Source organism: Thermomicrobiales bacterium, assembly GCA_023954495.1.
Lineage (GTDB): Bacteria > Chloroflexota > Chloroflexia > Thermomicrobiales > CFX8 > JAMLIA01.
This window is the reverse complement of the sequence record JAMLIA010000037.1, coordinates 1-17,793: the sequence shown is the minus strand read 5'-3', so window position 1 is coordinate 17,793 and position 17,793 is coordinate 1. Positions and strand designations below refer to the sequence as shown.

General features: G+C 62.5%; 16 protein-coding genes. 10 read left to right on the top strand and 6 right to left on the bottom strand.

The window, feature by feature from the left end; all coding sequences use genetic code 11:
* Positions 1 to 20: 20 nt before the first annotated feature.
* The 8 genes from M9890_08835 (at position 21) to purH (ending at position 9,102) form a co-directional block, all read left to right on the top strand.
* The gene (locus M9890_08835) at positions 21 to 1,316 is read left to right on the top strand and encodes a pseudouridine synthase (protein MCO5177057.1); all 1,296 of its coding nucleotides are present in this window, start codon (positions 21 to 23) and stop codon (positions 1,314 to 1,316) included.
* On the top strand, positions 1,231 to 1,953 hold the full coding sequence (gene cmk, locus M9890_08830) for a (d)CMP kinase (GenBank protein MCO5177056.1): 723 nt from the start codon (positions 1,231 to 1,233) through the stop codon (positions 1,951 to 1,953). Before M9890_08835 ends, cmk begins: the two co-directional genes overlap by 86 nt.
* Positions 1,950 to 2,711 carry a 1-acyl-sn-glycerol-3-phosphate acyltransferase gene (locus M9890_08825; protein MCO5177055.1) on the top strand — a complete coding sequence of 254 codons (762 nt, stop codon included), beginning with the start codon at positions 1,950 to 1,952 and terminating at the stop codon, positions 2,709 to 2,711. The genes cmk and M9890_08825 overlap by 4 nt, the downstream gene beginning before the upstream one ends.
* A 96-nt stretch (positions 2,712 to 2,807) precedes the next feature.
* The gene (locus tag M9890_08820) at positions 2,808 to 4,394 is read left to right on the top strand and encodes a lyase family protein (GenBank protein MCO5177054.1); all 1,587 of its coding nucleotides are present in this window, start codon (positions 2,808 to 2,810) and stop codon (positions 4,392 to 4,394) included.
* Positions 4,395 to 4,415: 21 nt separating this feature from the next.
* Entirely contained in the window at positions 4,416 to 5,753 is a 1,338-nt protein-coding gene (gene hflX, locus M9890_08815; GenBank protein ID MCO5177053.1) for a GTPase HflX, read from the top strand.
* 103 nt (positions 5,754 to 5,856) lie between these two features.
* Positions 5,857 to 6,912 carry a phosphoribosylformylglycinamidine cyclo-ligase gene (purM, locus tag M9890_08810; GenBank protein MCO5177052.1) on the top strand — a complete coding sequence of 352 codons (1,056 nt, stop codon included), beginning with the start codon at positions 5,857 to 5,859 and terminating at the stop codon, positions 6,910 to 6,912.
* 18 nt (positions 6,913 to 6,930) lie between these two features.
* The gene (locus M9890_08805) at positions 6,931 to 7,536 is read left to right on the top strand and encodes an HD domain-containing protein (protein MCO5177051.1); all 606 of its coding nucleotides are present in this window, start codon (positions 6,931 to 6,933) and stop codon (positions 7,534 to 7,536) included.
* 30 nt (positions 7,537 to 7,566) lie between these two features.
* Entirely contained in the window at positions 7,567 to 9,102 is a 1,536-nt protein-coding gene (gene purH, locus M9890_08800; protein ID MCO5177050.1) for a bifunctional phosphoribosylaminoimidazolecarboxamide formyltransferase/IMP cyclohydrolase, read from the top strand.
* Here the strand turns inward: purH and M9890_08795 are convergent.
* From M9890_08795 to M9890_08770, 6 genes are all read right to left on the bottom strand, one after another.
* Positions 9,099 to 9,701, bottom strand: coding sequence for a hypothetical protein (locus tag M9890_08795; protein MCO5177049.1), 603 nt, complete (start codon positions 9,699 to 9,701; stop codon positions 9,099 to 9,101). The genes purH and M9890_08795 overlap by 4 nt on opposite strands.
* Positions 9,702 to 9,714: 13 nt before the next feature.
* Positions 9,715 to 10,929: a DNA double-strand break repair nuclease NurA gene (locus tag M9890_08790; GenBank protein MCO5177048.1), complete on the bottom strand. Its 1,215-nt coding sequence runs from the start codon at positions 10,927 to 10,929 to the stop codon at positions 9,715 to 9,717.
* The gene (locus M9890_08785; GenBank protein ID MCO5177047.1) at positions 10,896 to 12,095 is read right to left on the bottom strand and encodes a zinc-dependent metalloprotease; all 1,200 of its coding nucleotides are present in this window, start codon (positions 12,093 to 12,095) and stop codon (positions 10,896 to 10,898) included. The genes M9890_08790 and M9890_08785 overlap by 34 nt, the downstream gene beginning before the upstream one ends.
* A 34-nt stretch (positions 12,096 to 12,129) precedes the next feature.
* Entirely contained in the window at positions 12,130 to 13,311 is a 1,182-nt protein-coding gene (locus M9890_08780) for a VanW family protein (protein ID MCO5177046.1), read from the bottom strand.
* A gap of 286 nt (positions 13,312 to 13,597) precedes the next feature.
* A complete protein-coding gene (locus M9890_08775; protein ID MCO5177045.1) occupies positions 13,598 to 14,287 on the bottom strand; it encodes a peptidoglycan binding domain-containing protein in 690 nt (229 codons plus the stop codon).
* Positions 14,288 to 14,493: 206 nt separating this feature from the next.
* Positions 14,494 to 15,495: a glycosyltransferase family 2 protein gene (locus M9890_08770; protein ID MCO5177044.1), complete on the bottom strand. Its 1,002-nt coding sequence runs from the start codon at positions 15,493 to 15,495 to the stop codon at positions 14,494 to 14,496.
* A gap of 172 nt (positions 15,496 to 15,667) precedes the next feature.
* Between M9890_08770 and M9890_08765 the strand changes: the two genes are divergently transcribed.
* Positions 15,668 to 16,048, top strand: coding sequence for a RidA family protein (locus M9890_08765; GenBank protein MCO5177043.1), 381 nt, complete (start codon positions 15,668 to 15,670; stop codon positions 16,046 to 16,048).
* Positions 16,049 to 16,074: 26 nt separating this feature from the next.
* On the top strand, positions 16,075 to 17,793 hold a 1,719-nt coding region (locus tag M9890_08760; GenBank protein ID MCO5177042.1), incomplete at its 3' end, for a M28 family peptidase.

The window sequence follows — 17,793 nt, the reverse complement described above, 5'->3', positions numbered from 1 at the left end:
GGCTGGAGGAACGGGAGCGCATGGAACGACTGCAGCGTGTCATTGCAGCTGCCGGTATTGCATCGAGGCGAAAAGCCGAGGTGCTCATCGTCGAGGGTCGTGTTCGCGTCGATGGGCAGGTCGTGACCGAGCTCGGCACACGAGTGGATGCGGCGACGCAGAAAATTGAGGTCGACGGGAAGATCATCCCAACCCAGCGGCATCGCTATATCTTGCTGAACAAGCCACGCGGCTACATCACGACCACCTCCGACGAGCGTGGCCGAAACACGGTCATGGACCTCGTTCAGACGAGCGAGCGCATCGTGCCGGTTGGTCGGCTGGATCGTCAGACCGAAGGGCTTCTGCTGCTCACGAATGATGGGCTGGTCGCCCATCGCGTCATGCATCCCAGCTACATGATCGACAAAGAGTACGAGGCTCTGCTGGACGGACATCCACCGCCTGCAGCGCTGGAGCGGTTGCGACGCGGCATCATCGTTGACGGAGAGCGCACCCAACCGGAGATGGTGCGACCAATCCGCAACGTCGAAGATGGCACCGTCGTGCGCATCATCATTCATGAGGGCCGCAACCGGATCGTGCGCCGCATGTTTGAGGAGGTCGGCTATCCGGTGCTGCAGCTTGTTCGCACGCGCATCGGCCCGTTGCAGCTCGGCGAAATGCCGCGCGGCTATTTCCGCGACTTGCGCGAAGGCGAGTTGATCCAGCTTCGCGAGGCGCTGCACATCACCGACGAAGACATTGAAGAGCAAAAGCAGGCAGCCAATCGACCGCGCCCACGCCCGACTGCGGGTCCAAGTCGACCCACGGGACCATCACAGCGGACTCCAGTTGCGCGGAGACCGCGTCCGAGTGGAGATCAGCGCGGTTCATCTGGTGGTCGACCGCCGCAGCGTCCGCAACGCTTCGTCGATCAGCAAGGGGGCGACCAGCGGCCCGCACGTCGTGATGACCGCTCGACCGAGCGGCGACCGCCACGGCGAGACGATGATCAGCGCACGAATCCGCGCTTTGCCAGGCAGGATCGCGATAGCGGCGGGCGTAGTAATCAACGTCGCGATGAGCGTAACCCTCGCGGCCCACGAGATGGGCAGCGGCGTGATCAGCAGGGACCACGTGACAACAGACGACGCGATCAACGGACGCAGGATGAACGCGGAACCCGCGGCAAGCAGGATCCGCAGCAGCGAAATTCGAGAGATTCGGCGGGCGATCGAAGGGGGATAGGTGGTCCGGGACGACGAACACGAAAGCCACCGGTTCACAATCGCAATCGACGGCCCGGCGGCCGCCGGGAAGAGCACGGTCGGTGAGCTCGTTGCCCAGCGCCTGCACGCCGTCTATTTCGACAGCGGCATTCTATATCGGGCGCTGACCCTCGCGGCACTTGCGCGTGGTATTGACCCGGATGACGAGCGGTCGCTGGCGGAATTGGCGAGCCATCTTGATGTGCTGATCCGCCGCCCGTCTGTTGACGACGGTCGGCAAAGCGACATCGTGCTGGACGGCAAAGACGTCACCTGGGATCTGCGATCCGCCGCAGTTGATCGCCTGGTCTCCAGCGTTTCGGCGCTTCCGGCGGTTCGGGCTGCACTGCTGGAGCCGCAGCGTCGAATCGGGCTTTCAGGGGCGGTTGTCATGGTCGGACGCGACATCGGCACGGTGGTTCTGCCGGAAGCCGATCTCAAGGTCTTCATGGTGGCGTCGGTCAAAGAGCGCGCCCGCCGTCGGTACGAGCAGCTTCGCGGCACCGCCAAAGAGCAGAAGCTGGCAGCAATTGAGGCCGATCTCCTTTTGCGCGATCAAGTCGACTCGACACGCGACATATCGCCATTGCGCGCGGCGGATGACGCAGTGACATTGGACACTGATCCCCTCGATATCGACGAAGTGGTTGAACGGATCGTGGCATTAGCCCGCGAACGGCTCAGCGCGGAGATCGCCTCGTGATCGACCCGATCTTCAATAAGGAATTCTCGCTCAGGCGACGCTGGAAGCACTTCATGTTCCTGATGTCGCGGGGTGTTCTCCTGCCGGTGCTGCGCGTGACGTTGCGGCTGCGGGTTGCTGGCGTGGCAAACATCCCGAAGCGCGGCGGTGCGATCGTCATCTGCAACCATCTGGGCTGGTTTGATCCGCCGATCCTCGACGCAGCTTGCCCGCGCCCGATCCTCTTCATGGCCAAAGAAGAGTTCATGAACTACCCGATCCTGCGCTGGTTTGCCAAGCAATCCGGCGCGTTTCCGGTGCGCCGCGGCACCGCCGATCGCAAGGCGCTGCAGCATGCACAGAATCTCATCGCTGATGGTCTGTTCGTCGGCATGTTCCCGGAAGGAACGCGCTCGAAGACGGGCAGTCTTCAGCGCGCGTTCACCGGCGCGAGCCTCGTTGTGGTTCGATCGAACGCGCTCGTTATCCCCTGCATCATGGTCGGCACTGAGGATTTGCCGATGAGCGGCACCAAAGAACGTAAGCGTCGGCGGTTCTGGCCGAAGGTGCGGGTTGTGTACGGTGAGCCGTTTCGCCTCGCCTCGCGGATGCCGAGTGGCGAACGCTATAGCCTCGATGAGCTGACTGACGCCATGATGATCGAAATCGCGCGGATGCTGCCGCCGCAGTACCGCGGGGTCTACGCCGATCTGGCGACACAGTCGCATCCTGCCGTCACACGTGAGACGACAGACGAGCTAGCCCCAGCAGCGCGCTGATCCATCCTCATCAAAGAGCGCTCCCCACATCAACGCTTCGCCTGCGGGATGTAGCATTGCGGTGGCGATTTGGTCGGTAACAGCAGGGTGAGTGATGTGAGTCAGAATCCGCTGGCCGGGATCAAGAAGCGAATCCCGCAGCCGCGACGCGAATTTCCGGATGCTGAGTATGCACGCGACGTTCTTGTGCCAGAGGCCGAGCGCGCCGAGGCGATGCTTGGCGACGCCGTCATCGACATCTATCGATCACACATTTTGCAGCTCGCCGAGCAACGGGTCATTGAGCCGGGCGAAGCCGGACGGGCACTCAGCGCTATCGACGCATTGCCCGCGCCCGGAAACGAGCGGCTTGACTACGCGCTGAACCGCATTGACGAGCGCATCCTGGCGACCTCGCAGGAGTTGCAACTAGGACACAGTGCTGAGGAGCGCGTCGTCGCGGCCACGCGCATGATCCTGCGGCGCGAGATTCTGGCGGTCGGCGATGCGTTGTTGGCGCTGCGCAAGGCGATGATCGATCTGGCAGGGCAGCACAGCACGACGCTGATTCTGGCGACGGCGAACGGGCAGGTGGTCCAGCCCACGTCGCTCGGGCACTATCTGGCCGCGCAGATCGGGCCGATCGCCAGGGCGTCAGCGCGTGTGACCGAGGCGTATCCGCGTGTCAACCGATCGCCGCTCGGCGCGGTATCGGGGATGTCGACGGCCATGCCGATCCGACGCGCGCGTGTCGCCGAGCGGCTGGGATTCGACGGCACTATCGACAACACGTTCGACGCGATTGCAGCAACCGATGACCTGACGGAGATCGTCGCGGCGATCGGCGGGCTGGCCGTCGAAGTCGGCCGGATGATGAATGACCTGGCGTACTGGTCGCGTGATGATGTCGGTCTGATCGTGCCGGGTGATGAATACATCCATCATGCGCGCATCCAGCCGCAGCGCCGCGATCCGCTTGTTCTGGAACATTTGCGCCTGGCATTTCTCGCACAGGTCGCCGCGCCGCAGTCGATCGCGACAATGCTGTCCGGCAGACAGATGCTGGGATCAATGACGTCGCGTCTGACTGTCTTCTTCGAGGTTGTTGATGTGCTGGCTGAAGCCCGGGCCGCGTACCAGCTGCTGACTCGCGTGATGACCACTCTGGCCGTGCATCGCTCGATGGTGGCGCACCGATCGCATCGTGGGTTTTCGACTAGCTCGGAGTTGGCTGACCTGCTCGCGATCGACTTCCGGTTCCCGGCCGATCAGGCGCGAAAGCTGGCAGAGCGTGTCGTCATCGAGTGGTCAGAAGAGGGTGGCGAAGCGACGACGCTGACGAGCGAGTTCATTGATTCGATTGCGCTGCGCGAGATCGGGCGCGAGGTTGGCATTGAGCAGGAGATGCTGGCGAAGTGCCTGTCCCCCAAGCGCTTTGTTGAGCGCCGCGCCGAGCAGGGTGGTCCCGCCCCGGCGGCAGTGACATCGCAGCTCGATCGGGCAACGTTCGCGCTGAATCACGATCGTGGCTGGGTGCGTGAGCAGCGCCAGCAGATTGATGACGCCATTGAGCGTCTCCATGAGCGCTGTCGGGAGATCATCGCCGATCCCGCCGGGGCGTTGCGGCGCGGTGCATCGGAGGCGGTGGCGGCAGGCAGCGATGATACAATTCCTGATATCCAGGCAACTTCATTGCCGCATTAAAAGCATCGACAGGAGCTACCCATAACCGAACGCGGACCATTCACCACCAAATCTCCGAACGAGCGCGCACTGCTCGTCAGCGTCGACTACCACAAGGATGAATGGACGGCGCAATCCTCCCTTGAGGAGTTGGCTCGACTGTCCGAAACTGCCGGACTGGATGTTGTCGGCTCTATTTCGCAGCGACTTCCGCACCCGCACCCGAACAGTTACGTCGGTAAAGGCAAACTCGAGGAGATCGCCGAGGCGATCACGCAACTTCAGGCTGATGTTGTCATCTTTGATGATGAGCTTTCGCCGGGCCAGTTGCGGACTGTTGAAGAGCGGTTGCAGGTCAAGATCATCGACCGGACAGCGCTCATCCTCGACATCTTTGCCAAGCGTGCCCAGACGCACGAGGGTCGCCTGCAGGTTGAGCTGGCTCAACTTGAGTATCGGCTGCCGCGACTGACGCGCATGTGGACGCACCTTGAGCGGCAGGCCGTCGGCGGTGTCGGTTTGCGTGGTCCCGGTGAGACACAGCTTGAGACGGACCGCCGATTGGCGCGTTCGCGGATCGCTCATATCAAGAGCGAGCTCTCGGATGTCCACCGGCATCGTGAGCTGTACCGGAGCAATCGGCGGCGCAACAACATCCCGATCGTGGCGATCGTTGGCTACACCAACGCCGGAAAGTCAACGTTGCTGAACCGCCTCACTTCGGCCGAAGTCCTCTCTGAGGACCAGCTTTTCGCGACACTGGACCCGACGACGCGGCGGATCACGCTGCCGAACGGGCGTCCAGTGTTGCTGACGGACACAGTCGGATTCATCAATCACTTGCCGACAACGTTGATCGCCGCCTTCCGGGCGACGCTGGAAGAGATCTCGGAAGCGACTGTGCTGCTCCACGTCGTGGATCTGTCGCATGACGACGCGCCCGAGCAGGCCGAGACGGTGCGCGAGATTCTGGCGGAACTCGACGTGCTGGGGAAGCCGGTAGTGACGGCGCTGAACAAGATCGATCTGATCGATTCGGACTTCACGCCGGAAGAGATGGCGACCGCGCTGGGCTTGCCCGGCGATGTGGTGCCAATCTCGGCTGAACAGGGTGTCGGGATGGAGCTGCTTCTCCAACGTGTCGCCGATGCCATCGGCGATGCGCAGGGGCTGGAGCAGGTCAGCGTCTCGATCCCGTTCGATCGCGCCGAGCTGGTGAATCTGTTTCACCGGGTTGGTCGCGTTGAAGACACGACCTTCGACGAAGCCGGCACGCATCTTTCCGGCTTGCTGCCGCGTCGCCTGCTGCCTCGCTACGAGCCGTTTCTCAACGGCGCGAACGGGCTGAGCACGTCCACGTCGCGCGCCGAGTCGAGCTAGATCCCAGCACCGCTACGAAGCCACTGACTATAATCGCGAGCGGCGCGTCTGATCGAAGACGCGTCGCTTCGGTGCGTGTCGACGACACAGTGAAGGGCATGGCGTGAGCCACGAGCGGGGAGTCTCCATTTCGTATCGCGATGCGGGCGTCGATATTGACGCAGGTGATGCGGTTGTTGCCGGATTGCGAGCGGCAAGCGGTGGTCGGCCCCATCCCAACGTGATCGGCGGCCTCGGGCACTTCGGCGGCTTCTATCGCCTGGGTGAGCAGGGGCAGGGCGCGACGCTCGTCTCCAGCATCGACGGCGTTGGGACAAAGCTCGTCCTCGCTTCGATCGCCGACAAGCTCGACGGTATCGGAGCTGATCTCGTCAATCACTGTGTCAACGACATCGCCGCCTGTGGTGCCTCACCACTGTTCTTCCTGGACTACTACGGCACCGGAAAGCTGAACCCTGAGTCTGCATTGGTTGTGATCGGGGGGCTCGCAGACGCCTGCGCGCAATTGGGAGTTGCGCTGGTCGGCGGCGAGACGGCCGAGATGCCGGGGCTATATCACGGCGAGGACTTCGACCTGGTTGGCGCGATCGTCGGGCTGGTCGATGCCGCTCAGATTGTCGACGGCAGCCGAATCGCCGAGGGCGACGTGATCCTGGGTCTGCCGAGCAGCGGCTTTCACACGAATGGTTTCTCGCTCGTTCGGGCTGCGTTGCGGATCGCCGATGACGAGCAGACGCGCGAGAGCCTGGCGCAGCCAGCGCCATTCGATGACGCGCGGACGTTGGCCGAAGCACTGCTGGAGCCGCACCGATCGTACCTCGATGCGACGCGCGGCCTGGTTGGTGCCGGCCTGCCGGTTGGCATGGCGCACATCACCGGCGGCGGACTGCCTGGCAATGTATCGCGCGTGATCCCCGATGGCCTCGTCGCCGAGATCGACGCCGACGCCTGGGTGACGCCCCCCATGTTTGAGTTCGTCGTCGAGGCCGGACACGTCGCTGCCGACGAGAGCTATCGCGCGTTCAACATGGGCATCGGCTACGTCGTTGTCTGCCGTGAAACAGACGTGGCGGCGGCACGAACTCTTGTGCCGGACGCCATCGAGATCGGGCGCATTCGTTCCGGCGACGGCGGCTGTCGTCTGCTGAACGTGTCGTAGGCGGCAGGACGTATTCGCATGACGCACGAAACCGATCCCACAGTCGCCCAACTCGTTGAGCAGATACACGTTGAGCTCCCGGACTCCGAGCATGGTCTGCGTTGCGCGCAGTTCGCGGCGACGTTATTTAACGGGCTGTCTGGCGATTTAGGGCTGGAACCAACCGATCGCAAGGTCGCGATTCTGGCGGCCTATTTGCATGACATAGGCTACATTCGTATGGGACGTGACCATCATCGGAAGTCGTTCGATGTCATCAGCACGATGAAGTTGCCGATGACTGAAGTCGAGCGAACCGTAACCGCCTGCGTTGCGCGATACCACGGCACAACAAATCCAAGCATTGAGCATGCCGGGTTCGAAGATCTGGATTTCGATGATCTGCGGCGGGTCCGGCGGTTGACAGCAATCAACCGCCTGGCCGTTGCGCTGGACGCCTCGCACCTTGGACTGGTCACGGACATACGCATCGACCGCTCGCAACCGACGATTGGTGTTGTCGGCTACGCAATCGAAGAACCGGCAATCGAGCGTGATCGACTCCAGATGGCAGCCAACAGCATGCGAACGCTGGCCGGTATCCAGATATGGACCGACATCATCGTGCAGGCTGAGCACGAATGAACGCTGTGAATACAGAGGGGAACAGGGTGTATGCCTCGCGCGCTGATTAGTGTCTGGGACAAGACCGGCGTGGTCGATCTGGCCCGTCGACTGGATTCGCTGGGCTTCGAGGTGCTCTCCACCGGCGGGACGGCCAGAGCCATCCGGGACGCCGGCGTTCCTGTCGGCGAAGTCGAAGACGTGACAGGGTTTCCCGAGATCCTCGATGGCCGGGTCAAGACACTGCATCCAGCGATTCACGGCGGATTGCTCGCTCGACGCGATCTCGCGGAGCACATGTCCACACTCAAAAGGCACGACATCGCGCCAATTGATGTGCTCGTTTCCAATCTCTATCCATTCTCGGAAGTCGTACGCGATCCGGATGTGGCTGATGTTGACGCCATCGAGAACATCGACATCGGCGGTCCGGCGATGGTTCGAGCTGCGGCCAAGAACCACGCAGGCGTGATCGTGCTGGTTGATCCGAGCGACTACGAGTCCGTACTCGCATTGCTCGATGCCGGCGGTGTCGAGGGCGTTGACTACGCGACGCGTCGAGCGCTCGCCGCAAAGGCGTTCGCGCATGTCGCAACGTATGACAGTTTGGTGCAGCGGTACCTCCGCGGCGATGATGACGAGTTCCCGGAGCGTTTGGCCATTGGCGCGGAGCTGATGCACACGGTCCGATACGGAGAGAACCCGCATCAGCGCGGCGCGGTATACCGGCTGCTGTCGCCGGGATCTGCGACCGGTGTAGGTTCGTGGCTGGTTCATGATGGTCGGGAGATGTCCTACAACAACTACCTTGACGCGACATCGGCCTGGGGCTGCGCGCAGGACTTTGCCGCGCAGACGGTCGTCATCGTCAAGCACACGTTGCCGTGCGGGATCGGCTCGAACGATGACCAGGCCGAGGCGTATCGGTTGGCGTTGAGCGGCGATCCGGTGTCAGCGTTTGGCGGCATCTGCGCGGTGAATCGTGTCGTCACGACGGCGATGGTCGAGGCGATCGGGAAGCACCGGTTCGACATCATGATCGCACCGGGATACGAAGACGCCGCACTGGCAAGACTGCTGCGGCGCAAGAATCTGCGTGTCATCACCGTGACGAACACGGAACCGGCCGGTGGCTGGGAATACCGGTCACTGCCCGGTGGATTGCTCGTGCAGGAGACAGACAGCGTTGCCCCCGACACGAACGACTGGCGCTGCGTTACCTCGCGGCAACCGAGCGCCGAAGAGCTGGAGACGTTGGCGTTTGCCTGGCGAGCGGTCAAGTGGGTGAAGTCAAACGCGATAGCGCTGGCTCAGCCGGGTGTGATTGTCGGCGTTGGCGCGGGCCAGCCGAATCGGGTCGAGAGCGTGCGGATTGCGGCCAAGGTTGCCGGTGATCGAGCGCAGGGCAGCGTGCTGGCCAGCGACGCGTTCTTCCCGTTTGCCGACGGTGTTGAGGCGGCTGCCGATGTCGGCGTGACTGCCATCGTGCAGCCCGGCGGATCGGTGCGCGATGACGAAACGATCGCCGTCGCTGAGGCTCGCGGCATGACGATGATGCTGACCGGTCGGCGTCACTTCCGTCACTAGACGTCGGGTGCGACGGCCTGCGCAATCATGCTGAATCGCTCGTAGTCGCGCTTCATCAGACGCGCCAGCCTCCGCGTCGCGTCGACCAGCCAGACGTGATCGTCGTGCAGATGACCATCGACCCAGCGCAGGTGACTGGCGAGCAGCATCTCGGCGGGTAGCTCGCCAGATGTCGCCAGTAGCATCGGGAGATAGCGTGGGTTCGTCGTGAACGCCTGCACGTCGCCGCGTGAGCACGGGTGGACGCTGTAGTGCAGCGGCACAGGCTGTGTCGGCAGAACGTGATGGCATTTCTCGCCGAGGGCGTAGCCAATGACGGTCACCGTGAAGATGGTTCGAAGGACATGCTCTAGCTCCGGGTGGCGCTGGTAGACCTCTTCGTCGTGAATGTCGGCACCGCCCCGCCGTACGGCGCGGCGGCTGGTGTCCAGTCCACCGGTCTCACCGAACGCAACGACGCCGAAATAGCTGGGCTGCGAGCCGCGGCCACCGACGCGAACGAGCGCGCCGAGGTCGGGCAGTGTGTGCAGCTGGTCGCTCTCGGCGACGAAGCTCGTCGTTGTTGTTTCGATGACCTCGCCAAGGCGATCCTGCGTCAATGATTGACCAATGCTAGACAAAGCGACCACGTTTGCTCCCGCTCTTTCCGGACTGGCTGACGACGACGCCATGCCGCGCCAACTGCCGCTCGATCGCCTCCGCGACCAGTCGCCGATCGCTCATGCTGAGGACGGCCATCTCGTGCGCTTCCTGCAACACAACCGGATAGCCGATGCCCTTCTGTGCCTGATCGTATACGACTGCGTGAACGCGATCGACCAGACGAGGGTCGTCGCCGACCCACTTCGGCACCTCAATCCGGGCGATCTCACGACCGGTGTTCAGGAAGAAGAACTGCACCTGCTGATCCGGGTCGTACTTGTCGAGGATGAACGACTTCGAGTCGAAAAGGATGGATCGTTCGCCCGTTTCCAGATGTGCGACGCGCTCGAAGAGATAGCGGTCGGTTACCGCTGGGAGGACGTCGCAGGCAGGTGTGCGGCCCTCGGTGAGGATGCGAGATCTGCAGGCGTTGCAGTTGATTTGCATGCCCAGCGACGGATAGTCGCAGACAGCAATGCGCAGCGAATTCAACACGTCCGCCGAGCCAGGTGCTGAGATATAGCTTGCCAGGGGAATGCCGCGCTCGCGGAGAACCCGCATCGCCTCCATGTATTCGGTCACTGCCCAATGGACGATCGCGTCCTGGAGCGACTGGATGGGCCAGAGAATGAGCGTGCCGTCCTGCAGCGCGACGCTGCAATCGGCAGGATCGAGCAGATCCGCCACGGCGCGCAATTCGGCGCAGGCGCGCTTTACGCCGAGGATCGTCTCGTTGACCGGGATGCGCTGGACTTCGTCAGGAACGTAGAGATCCTGCTCGTCGAAGCGGAAGTCCGGGTCGTTGGTCAACGCGGCGCTTGATTGCGAGCCGTATGACAACCGCACCTTGCCGACATTGATCAAATAGAAGCGCGCCGGACTGTGTCGATCTGGAGCGATCAGCGATCCATCGGTCGCGGCGACAGTGTAGTGGTCCGGGATGGCCGGGAGCGCGACACGCTCCTGTAGTGGTCCGTGCGCCTTCGCCGTCAGGAACGGCGTCCTGGCGGTGGCCAGGCGCTGCTCAATTTCAACGCTGTCGGCGTCTGCCCATGCACGCTCCAGTGCGACGAAACGCTCCTCCTCGAAGGACGGATCGACCGTGCCGACGAGCTGGGCAATGCGGTCGGCGATCGCGGCGAGATCGAGCGTCATAGCGTTGCCGATTGAACCCGGTTGAGCCACTCGCGCGGGTCGCGCAATTCGTCCAGGGTGGGCAACATCTCCGGCCCTTCCCAGATGCGCTCGACGGCGTCCCGACCGGCAAGCTCAACGATCTCGTTGATGAACTGCTCGCCGAGCCTGTACTGCTCAAGCTTGGTTTCGAGGCCAGTGAGGCGAGCAAAGAGCTGCTCGGACGGCGATCGCATGACCTGGCGTCGCTCGAAGCGCTGCGCGATAAGCGCGTAGTCGCGCATCAGGCGGCGTCCGACTGCGTTCATGATGTAGTTCGAATAGCCCTCGATCACGGCCATCGTCGCCTGCATCCGGGCGAAAAGTTGCCGTTGCTCGGGTGTCATGACGAGCTCGATCCACGAGCCGGTTGCGCGGTCCTCGGGGTTCCGCGTTCGCTCCCAGATCGCTCGCAGGCTCGACATCCCGCGCTTGAGGAACTCGACGTCCTGCGTCAGGAAGCCGAAGTATTCGTCGATCATCGCGTTCATGTGATCGCGTACCCACGGATGGCCCTCGAACTCGAACGCATGCGTCGTCTCGTGGAGCGCGAGCCAGAGACGGAACTGGTCGGACGGCAGGTGCAACGACGCTTCGATGTTGCGGATGTTGGGCTGCACGAAATAGAGCTTGCCGCTTTCGGAGAGTGGCTCTCTGCCGAGCAATGCAAGATCGTACTGGCCCAGCACACGTCGCGCGAGATAGCCGAGCAGAATGCCCAACTCGGCGCTGACGATCTTCTGGTTGACGCCGGAGAGCACACCTCCCGAGCGTTGACCGTTCGATCCGCCGAACAGGTCGAGCTGTTCGATCGGCTCGAACATGCGCTGAAACGACGCGATGTTGGCTTCGATCCAGTCGACGCGGTCGAATGTATAGACCTTGTCGAGCGGAAAGGGGAGCGTTGTGCCGGTGAAATCTGAAATGAGCGGAATCGTGCGCTGAACGAGCTCGGCGTATTCAGCGTCCAGACGCTGGCGCTCCTGTTCGGTGAGTGCCGCTTCGCGATTCATCGAAATCGCAACGGAGCGCGCGCGATCCCAGTCGATCGTGCCTGAGCCAGTCGATGATTGAGCGCGGTAACCCTGCGCCCTGCGCCCTGCCCAGACGCCAACTGCTGCGCCGGTCAGCAGGCCGACGGCGACAATGCGCGGGTCGAGCCGCGTCCTGGTGGTCATGCTGATTCCTCTCAGGCCCAGTCGAGCCGGCGGGTTATCCGCCAGTCCCGACGAGCGTTGTGTTCTTCGCTGGGGCGTAATTGCTGCGGAAGACGGTGTCGTCGAGCACCTGACCGTTCCCGTCGGTCACGACACGATGGATGGCGGCGTCGAAGCCGTCCTCTGCATGCTCGACAAAGACGGTCGTGCCCTTCGGCAACTCAGCCGAATCTTCGTAGTACATCTCCTGCGAGGCTGCCACGACATTGGTAATGACTGGCTGATCGACCGCGACATTCCAGCCCGTCGGTGTGCCCCACAGCTCGAACCCGAGCGTCATCCCGTCGTAGCTCGACTTCACGGCGAGCCAGTTGTTGCTGGTGTTGCGGAATGTGAAGTCGAGGTCGTAGTCTGGGTCGACCGTTGCATCGAGCCCCTTCATACCGCCCTGCCCCTGACCATAGCGCGGGATCCAGTACAGGTGCCACGAGCGCTGCTCAATCGGCATACCGGCCCAGAAGACGGACTGGAAGACGGTCGTTGCAACCTGGCAGATGCCGCCGCCCACCGATGGGACGGTCGAGATGCTGCCGTTGGTGATGATGATGCCGTAGCCGGTCTGGTAGCCGCTGTCGTAGGTCACGGGACCAATGGCTTCGTTGAACGAGAACGTACCGCCCGGCGGAACCAGCGCGCCGTCTACTCGGCTGGCAGCCAACTCGACATTGTGCAGACGCGAGGCCGATGAGTAGCCATATTCCGTCGAGGCCGACGTCAGCTTCTCGCGGATGTCAACGCTTGACGCCATGGCGGCAGTCACCTGCGGCGCGACATCGTGCGTGATTGCTGCGACGTTGCGCGTGCCGCCCTGGACGCCGTCTACGATCGATGCGACGGTCGCGTTGACATCCAGCTCTCGCCCATTTTGCTCAGGAGTGCGAACCTCGACTGCGCCGTTGATCCAGCGCAGATCGGCATTTGTTCCAGCGACCTTGACCTGCTCGGCCACGGGTGCGAGGAACTTGCCGACGAGGTCCGTATTCAGCGAGACGGTGATTGCCGGGGTGCGGCCGCTATTGGTGTCGAACTGGACCGCGGCAGCAAGCTGCTCGGTCCGCAGATCAACGGTGCCGCTGTCCCAGGTCACGGTGACTGGCTCGGCGGTCAGCGAGGCGGCTTCGGCCTGCGCCGCAGCGGTCATGTCGTCGGTGATGTTGGCTGCGACCGGTGTCGTCACCAGCGTTGTTGATGACTCACCAGATTCCAGCGCGGCGAGTGCCGCTGTGGTCGAGGCGTCAATGTCAAGCTTGCGGCCCGGAACCGATGGAGTTGTGACAATGTTTCCGGCGTCGTTGCGAATCGACGAGTCTGACGCCCGGCGTGAACACCGATGATTCCAGTGCGCCGATCGAATGCGTGATCTTTGAACGGTCGATTGACACGCTCGCGCTGTTGTCGTTGAGCGTGACCGACAACATCGCGAACAGGTCCTCGGCCGGGATCTGCCAACTAGTACCGTCAAGTCAAGCATCAGCGGCTGACCAGCGGAGCGTCTGCGCCTCAGTCAAGGCTGCTTTCAGTTGCGCGCTTTCGACCGATTGCGGGATCTCGGTAGTCGCGATGCTGACAGGTCGATCGGACATGGTCACCAAGCGATCAACAACCCGGCGGTAGGTCTCTTCAACATTCACTGCCACACCGGACGCACCCGGATCGATCGACACGGAGCCGTCATTGTTCTGGACGAACGCGGCCTGACGCGGTGGAATCGCGGCGCTGCGCGCCCGACCATCCATCAGTTGCGCGAACGTCTCCTTGTCGAGCTGGACGACCGGGGCAACCTCGTGCCCACCAACAATCGAATCGAGCCAGTTACGCGACTCCTGCCAGAGGCTTTGGCGGCGACCGAAGTCATAAGCGTTATCAGCCGTGGCTTGCGCATTAAAGGTGGCTCCGAGCTCAGCTGGCGTGGCGGTAAATGACGTGTCGCCGACGTTAAAGGCGATCTCTGTTGTAGAGAACTCGTCGAATCGTTCCGAAAGCAGAGCAACAGCATCGGCTTTGCTCTTGCCGCCGAGATTGACGCCGGCCGCGCTGACGCCGTCAAAGACGCTTTCGCCGCGCTGCACCCGCCCGTAAACAAGCAGCGATGCCCCCGCAAGGATGATGAGCAGGCTGACGATGGCGGTGATAACCATTGCAGTCGCCGCCACACGCCGCCAGAGTCCTGATCCTGATTGACCAGGGGCAGCTACGGATATATCGGCAGACTGTTGTGGAATTGCTGACATGGTAGGTGTGATGTGCCTTCCCGAAACGATCGAGCGTAACGGTGTGATTTCAAATTCTACCGGATCGACGGTCGATCACAGCAGACCTCTCTATGTACGTACAGTATACGTAACAACGCAAACTATGGCTACAGCGTTGACTTTTTGGCAAGCCTGCCCGTCATCTGCCGAAGCCTCCGCAATTCTCGCGCCGAAAGCGATGGAAGTAGCCAGCGATCGATCTCGTCAGCGGTGACGACTGCGTGCTTCCGTAAGTGCGCGCCCTCTCGAAGTCTGATCGGTAGCGTGGCAATCGCCTCCAGTCGGCCAATTGCAGCCGGGTCGAACGTAACCGTCCCGTACGCGAGTGCAGCAGCATCCAGGGTCAGAATCGCCCTCCAGTCGCGCTTCCATGTCTCATATGGTAAGCAGCGAGCGAGCGTCCAGATACGGTTGCGGGCAATCAGACGACGCTTGAACGGCGAACCTTCTCCCGCCGACGCTGAGTAATCATGCAGCGCCACCGCCAATGGATTCCAGACTGAGCCGTATCCGGCGAGTCGCATGCGCCAGGCAAGATCGACATCTTCCAGATAGAGGAAGAACGGCTCGCAAAATCCACCGACTGCGCGAAAGACGCTCAAGCGATACGCCGCCGCTCCGCCTGATGGTCCGAATACGGGTACGGTCGAAGTCATTCTGTCAGACAGCGTTTCGCCGAGTTGCGCATCAATCGCGACGCCGTTGCGATGGACAGCGATGCCGGCGGACGCGATGGTATCCGGCGCAGTCGTAAATGTGAGTGTGCCGGCAACCGAGCCGAGGTCCGGTTCGGATCGCAAGGGAGCCGTGATCTGTTCAATGAAGTCAGGGCGCGGATGCGTGTCAGGGTTCAGTGCGATGACGATGCCGGTCGGATCAGCTATGCGCTGTACTCCGATGTTAAAGGCGCGGGCGAATCCAGCGTTGTGACGAAGCGGCACGAACGCCGCGTTCGGAAATGCGCGCACGGCGGATTCGAGCGAATCGTCCTGTGAAGCATTGTCGACGACGATGATGTTGGGTCGCTCGCTCTGCGACTGCAACGCGGCCAGGCAGTGACACAGCGTTGCGGCTCCGTTGTAGTTCACGATGACAACCGTCGGTCGCATCACAGCATTCTCGATTGCATCTTGCGGATCCCCGAACGAGCCGGGTGGATCTGACCAGCGAACTCATGAGCATTGACCGGCATCCTCTGCGATGATAGAAGGCAGCCGGTGCGAAGAGCGCAGTGCTGCACTACCGTACCGCAGAGGTAATCAGATCAGACAGGAGGGTATTGTGGGGACGATTATCGCGACCGACAAGGCACCGGGGGCGATTGGCCCGTATTCGCAGGCGATCAAGTCTGGCAGTCATGTCTTTACCGCCGGCCAGATTCCGCTGGATCCGGCGACTGGCAAGCTCGTTGAGGGTGACATCACTGCTCAGACCGAGCGCGTCATGGAAAACCTGAAGGCGGTTCTGGCTGAGGCCGGTTCGTCGCTGAGCAGGGTTGTGAAGACGACCTGCTTCCTGGTGAACCTGGACGATTTCGCCACATTCAACGGCGTCTATGCCGAGCACTTCGGTGACGCGAAGCCGGCCCGCTCAACCGTGCAGGTCGCCAAGCTTCCGGCCGGGGCACTGGTCGAAGTCGAGTGCATCGCCGAGTGCGACTAGGCTGAGCAAGAGGGGAGTGAGCGGGAATGGCAACGACGGCACCTGCCGAATGGATCGATGAGGTTTCCTCCGATCGCATGATGGCGGACACCAAAGCGATCGCGCAGTGGGTTCGCCTCTCCGGCAGTGAGGATGAACGCAAGGCATTCGACTACATCGCAGAGACATTGCAGGGCCTTGGCCTGAAGACGTCGTTGTATGAGCCGACCTGCCTGGTGAGCCTCCCGATCAGCGGCGAGATTGTTGTTGACGGCGAGTCGCTCACTCCCTGTATTGCACACGCGTTTTCAATCAATACGGGCCATGCCGGAGTATCGGGCGAGCTCGTCTACGCCGGTCGCGGCACGCCGCAGGAGCTGGCGGCCGCTGGCGCTCGGGGCAAGATCGCGCTGACCGAGGGGCTGTCGACACCGGCAAAGGCCGATGACGCGACGCAGGCTGGTGCCCTCGCGGTCATCAGCATCTCCGGCGACCACATCCACGAGATGATCGTCTCGCCAGTCTGGGGCTCGCCGACGCCTGATCGCCTGGATCGAGTGCCGCGCGTCGCGATTGTCTCCATTGATACGGCGACCGGCGAGAAGCTGAAGAAGCGTCTGGAGTCCGGCCCGGCTCGCGCGACGGTGAAGACCGACGTCGATACAGGCTGGCGCAAGATCCCGACGCTCATCGCTGACCTGGACGTCGATGATCGTGACTATGTGATGTTCAGCGGCCACGTTGACTCGTGGTACTACGGCGCCATGGACAACGGCTCCGCAAACGCCACGATGATCGAGACGGCGCGCGTGCTGGCGGCGCACCGCACGGAGTTGCGTCGCGGAGTTCGCTTCGCCTTCTGGTCGGGGCATTCGCACGCCCGCTATGCCGGATCGACCTGGTACGCCGACGCGTTCTGGTTCGACCTGCGCGAGCGCTGCGTCGCGCACGTCAATGTCGACTCGACCGGCGCGATTGGCGCGACCGACCTGACCGGTGCGAACACGATGGCGGAAACCTATCCGTTGGCACGGGAGATCATCGGCCGCCAGACTGATCAGGCGCTGGACTACCGACGATTCGGGCGCGCTGGCGATCAGTCGTTCTGGGGCGTTGGCTTGTCGTCCTTCTATATGTCGCTGTCACAGCAGGGCGAATCCAACGAGATGTCAGCCGACCAGGCGTTCCTGCTGGGCGGCTCGGGACGTGGTGGCGGCCTTGGCTGGTGGTGGCATACGAGCGAAGACACGTTCGACAAGGTCGATCCGGAACACCTGGCGCGCGATGCTCGCGTCTATGTCGAGACAGTTGGACGTTTGGCGACGGAAGTCGTCGTGCCCATCGATGTCGGTGCTGCGCTGGACGAGATGTCAGCGGCGCTGGAAGAGATCGTGCCGCTCTGGGACGGACTGCCGCGAGCGAGTGACGCTGATGATCCCGGCTTTGCTGCGTTGAAAGCGGAGCTAGCCGACGCGCGAGCGGCGGCCGACGCGGTCGCGAAGCGCGTTGCAGCTGGCGTGTCGGATGCCGACAGCGAGCGAGTGAACGCTGCAGTGCTCGCGGCGGCGAAGGCGCTCGTGCCGGTGAATTACACCGAGAGTGGCGAGTTCGGCCACGATCTCGCGCTGGGCTCAAGCCCGATCCCGACGTTGCGACCGCACCGACCGGTGATTGCCATGACCGACGATGAACTATGGGGCTCGACGCATGCGTTGCGACGTGCCATCAACCGCGTTCGCTTCGCAGTGAGAACGGCAACGAACGCG

Excerpts from the sequence above, each read along its gene's own strand:
- M9890_08835 (MCO5177057.1), top strand. The coding sequence starts at position 21 with ATGGAACGACTGCAGCGTGTCATTGCAGCTGCCGGTATTGCATCGAGG.
- M9890_08805 (MCO5177051.1), top strand. The coding sequence starts at position 6,931 with ATGACGCACGAAACCGATCCCACAGTCGCCCAACTCGTTGAGCAGATA.
- purH (MCO5177050.1), top strand. The coding sequence starts at position 7,567 with ATGCCTCGCGCGCTGATTAGTGTCTGGGACAAGACCGGCGTGGTCGAT.
- M9890_08785 (MCO5177047.1), bottom strand. The coding sequence starts at position 12,095 with ATGACCACCAGGACGCGGCTCGACCCGCGCATTGTCGCCGTCGGCCTG.
- M9890_08770 (MCO5177044.1), bottom strand. The coding sequence starts at position 15,495 with ATGCGACCGACGGTTGTCATCGTGAACTACAACGGAGCCGCAACGCTG.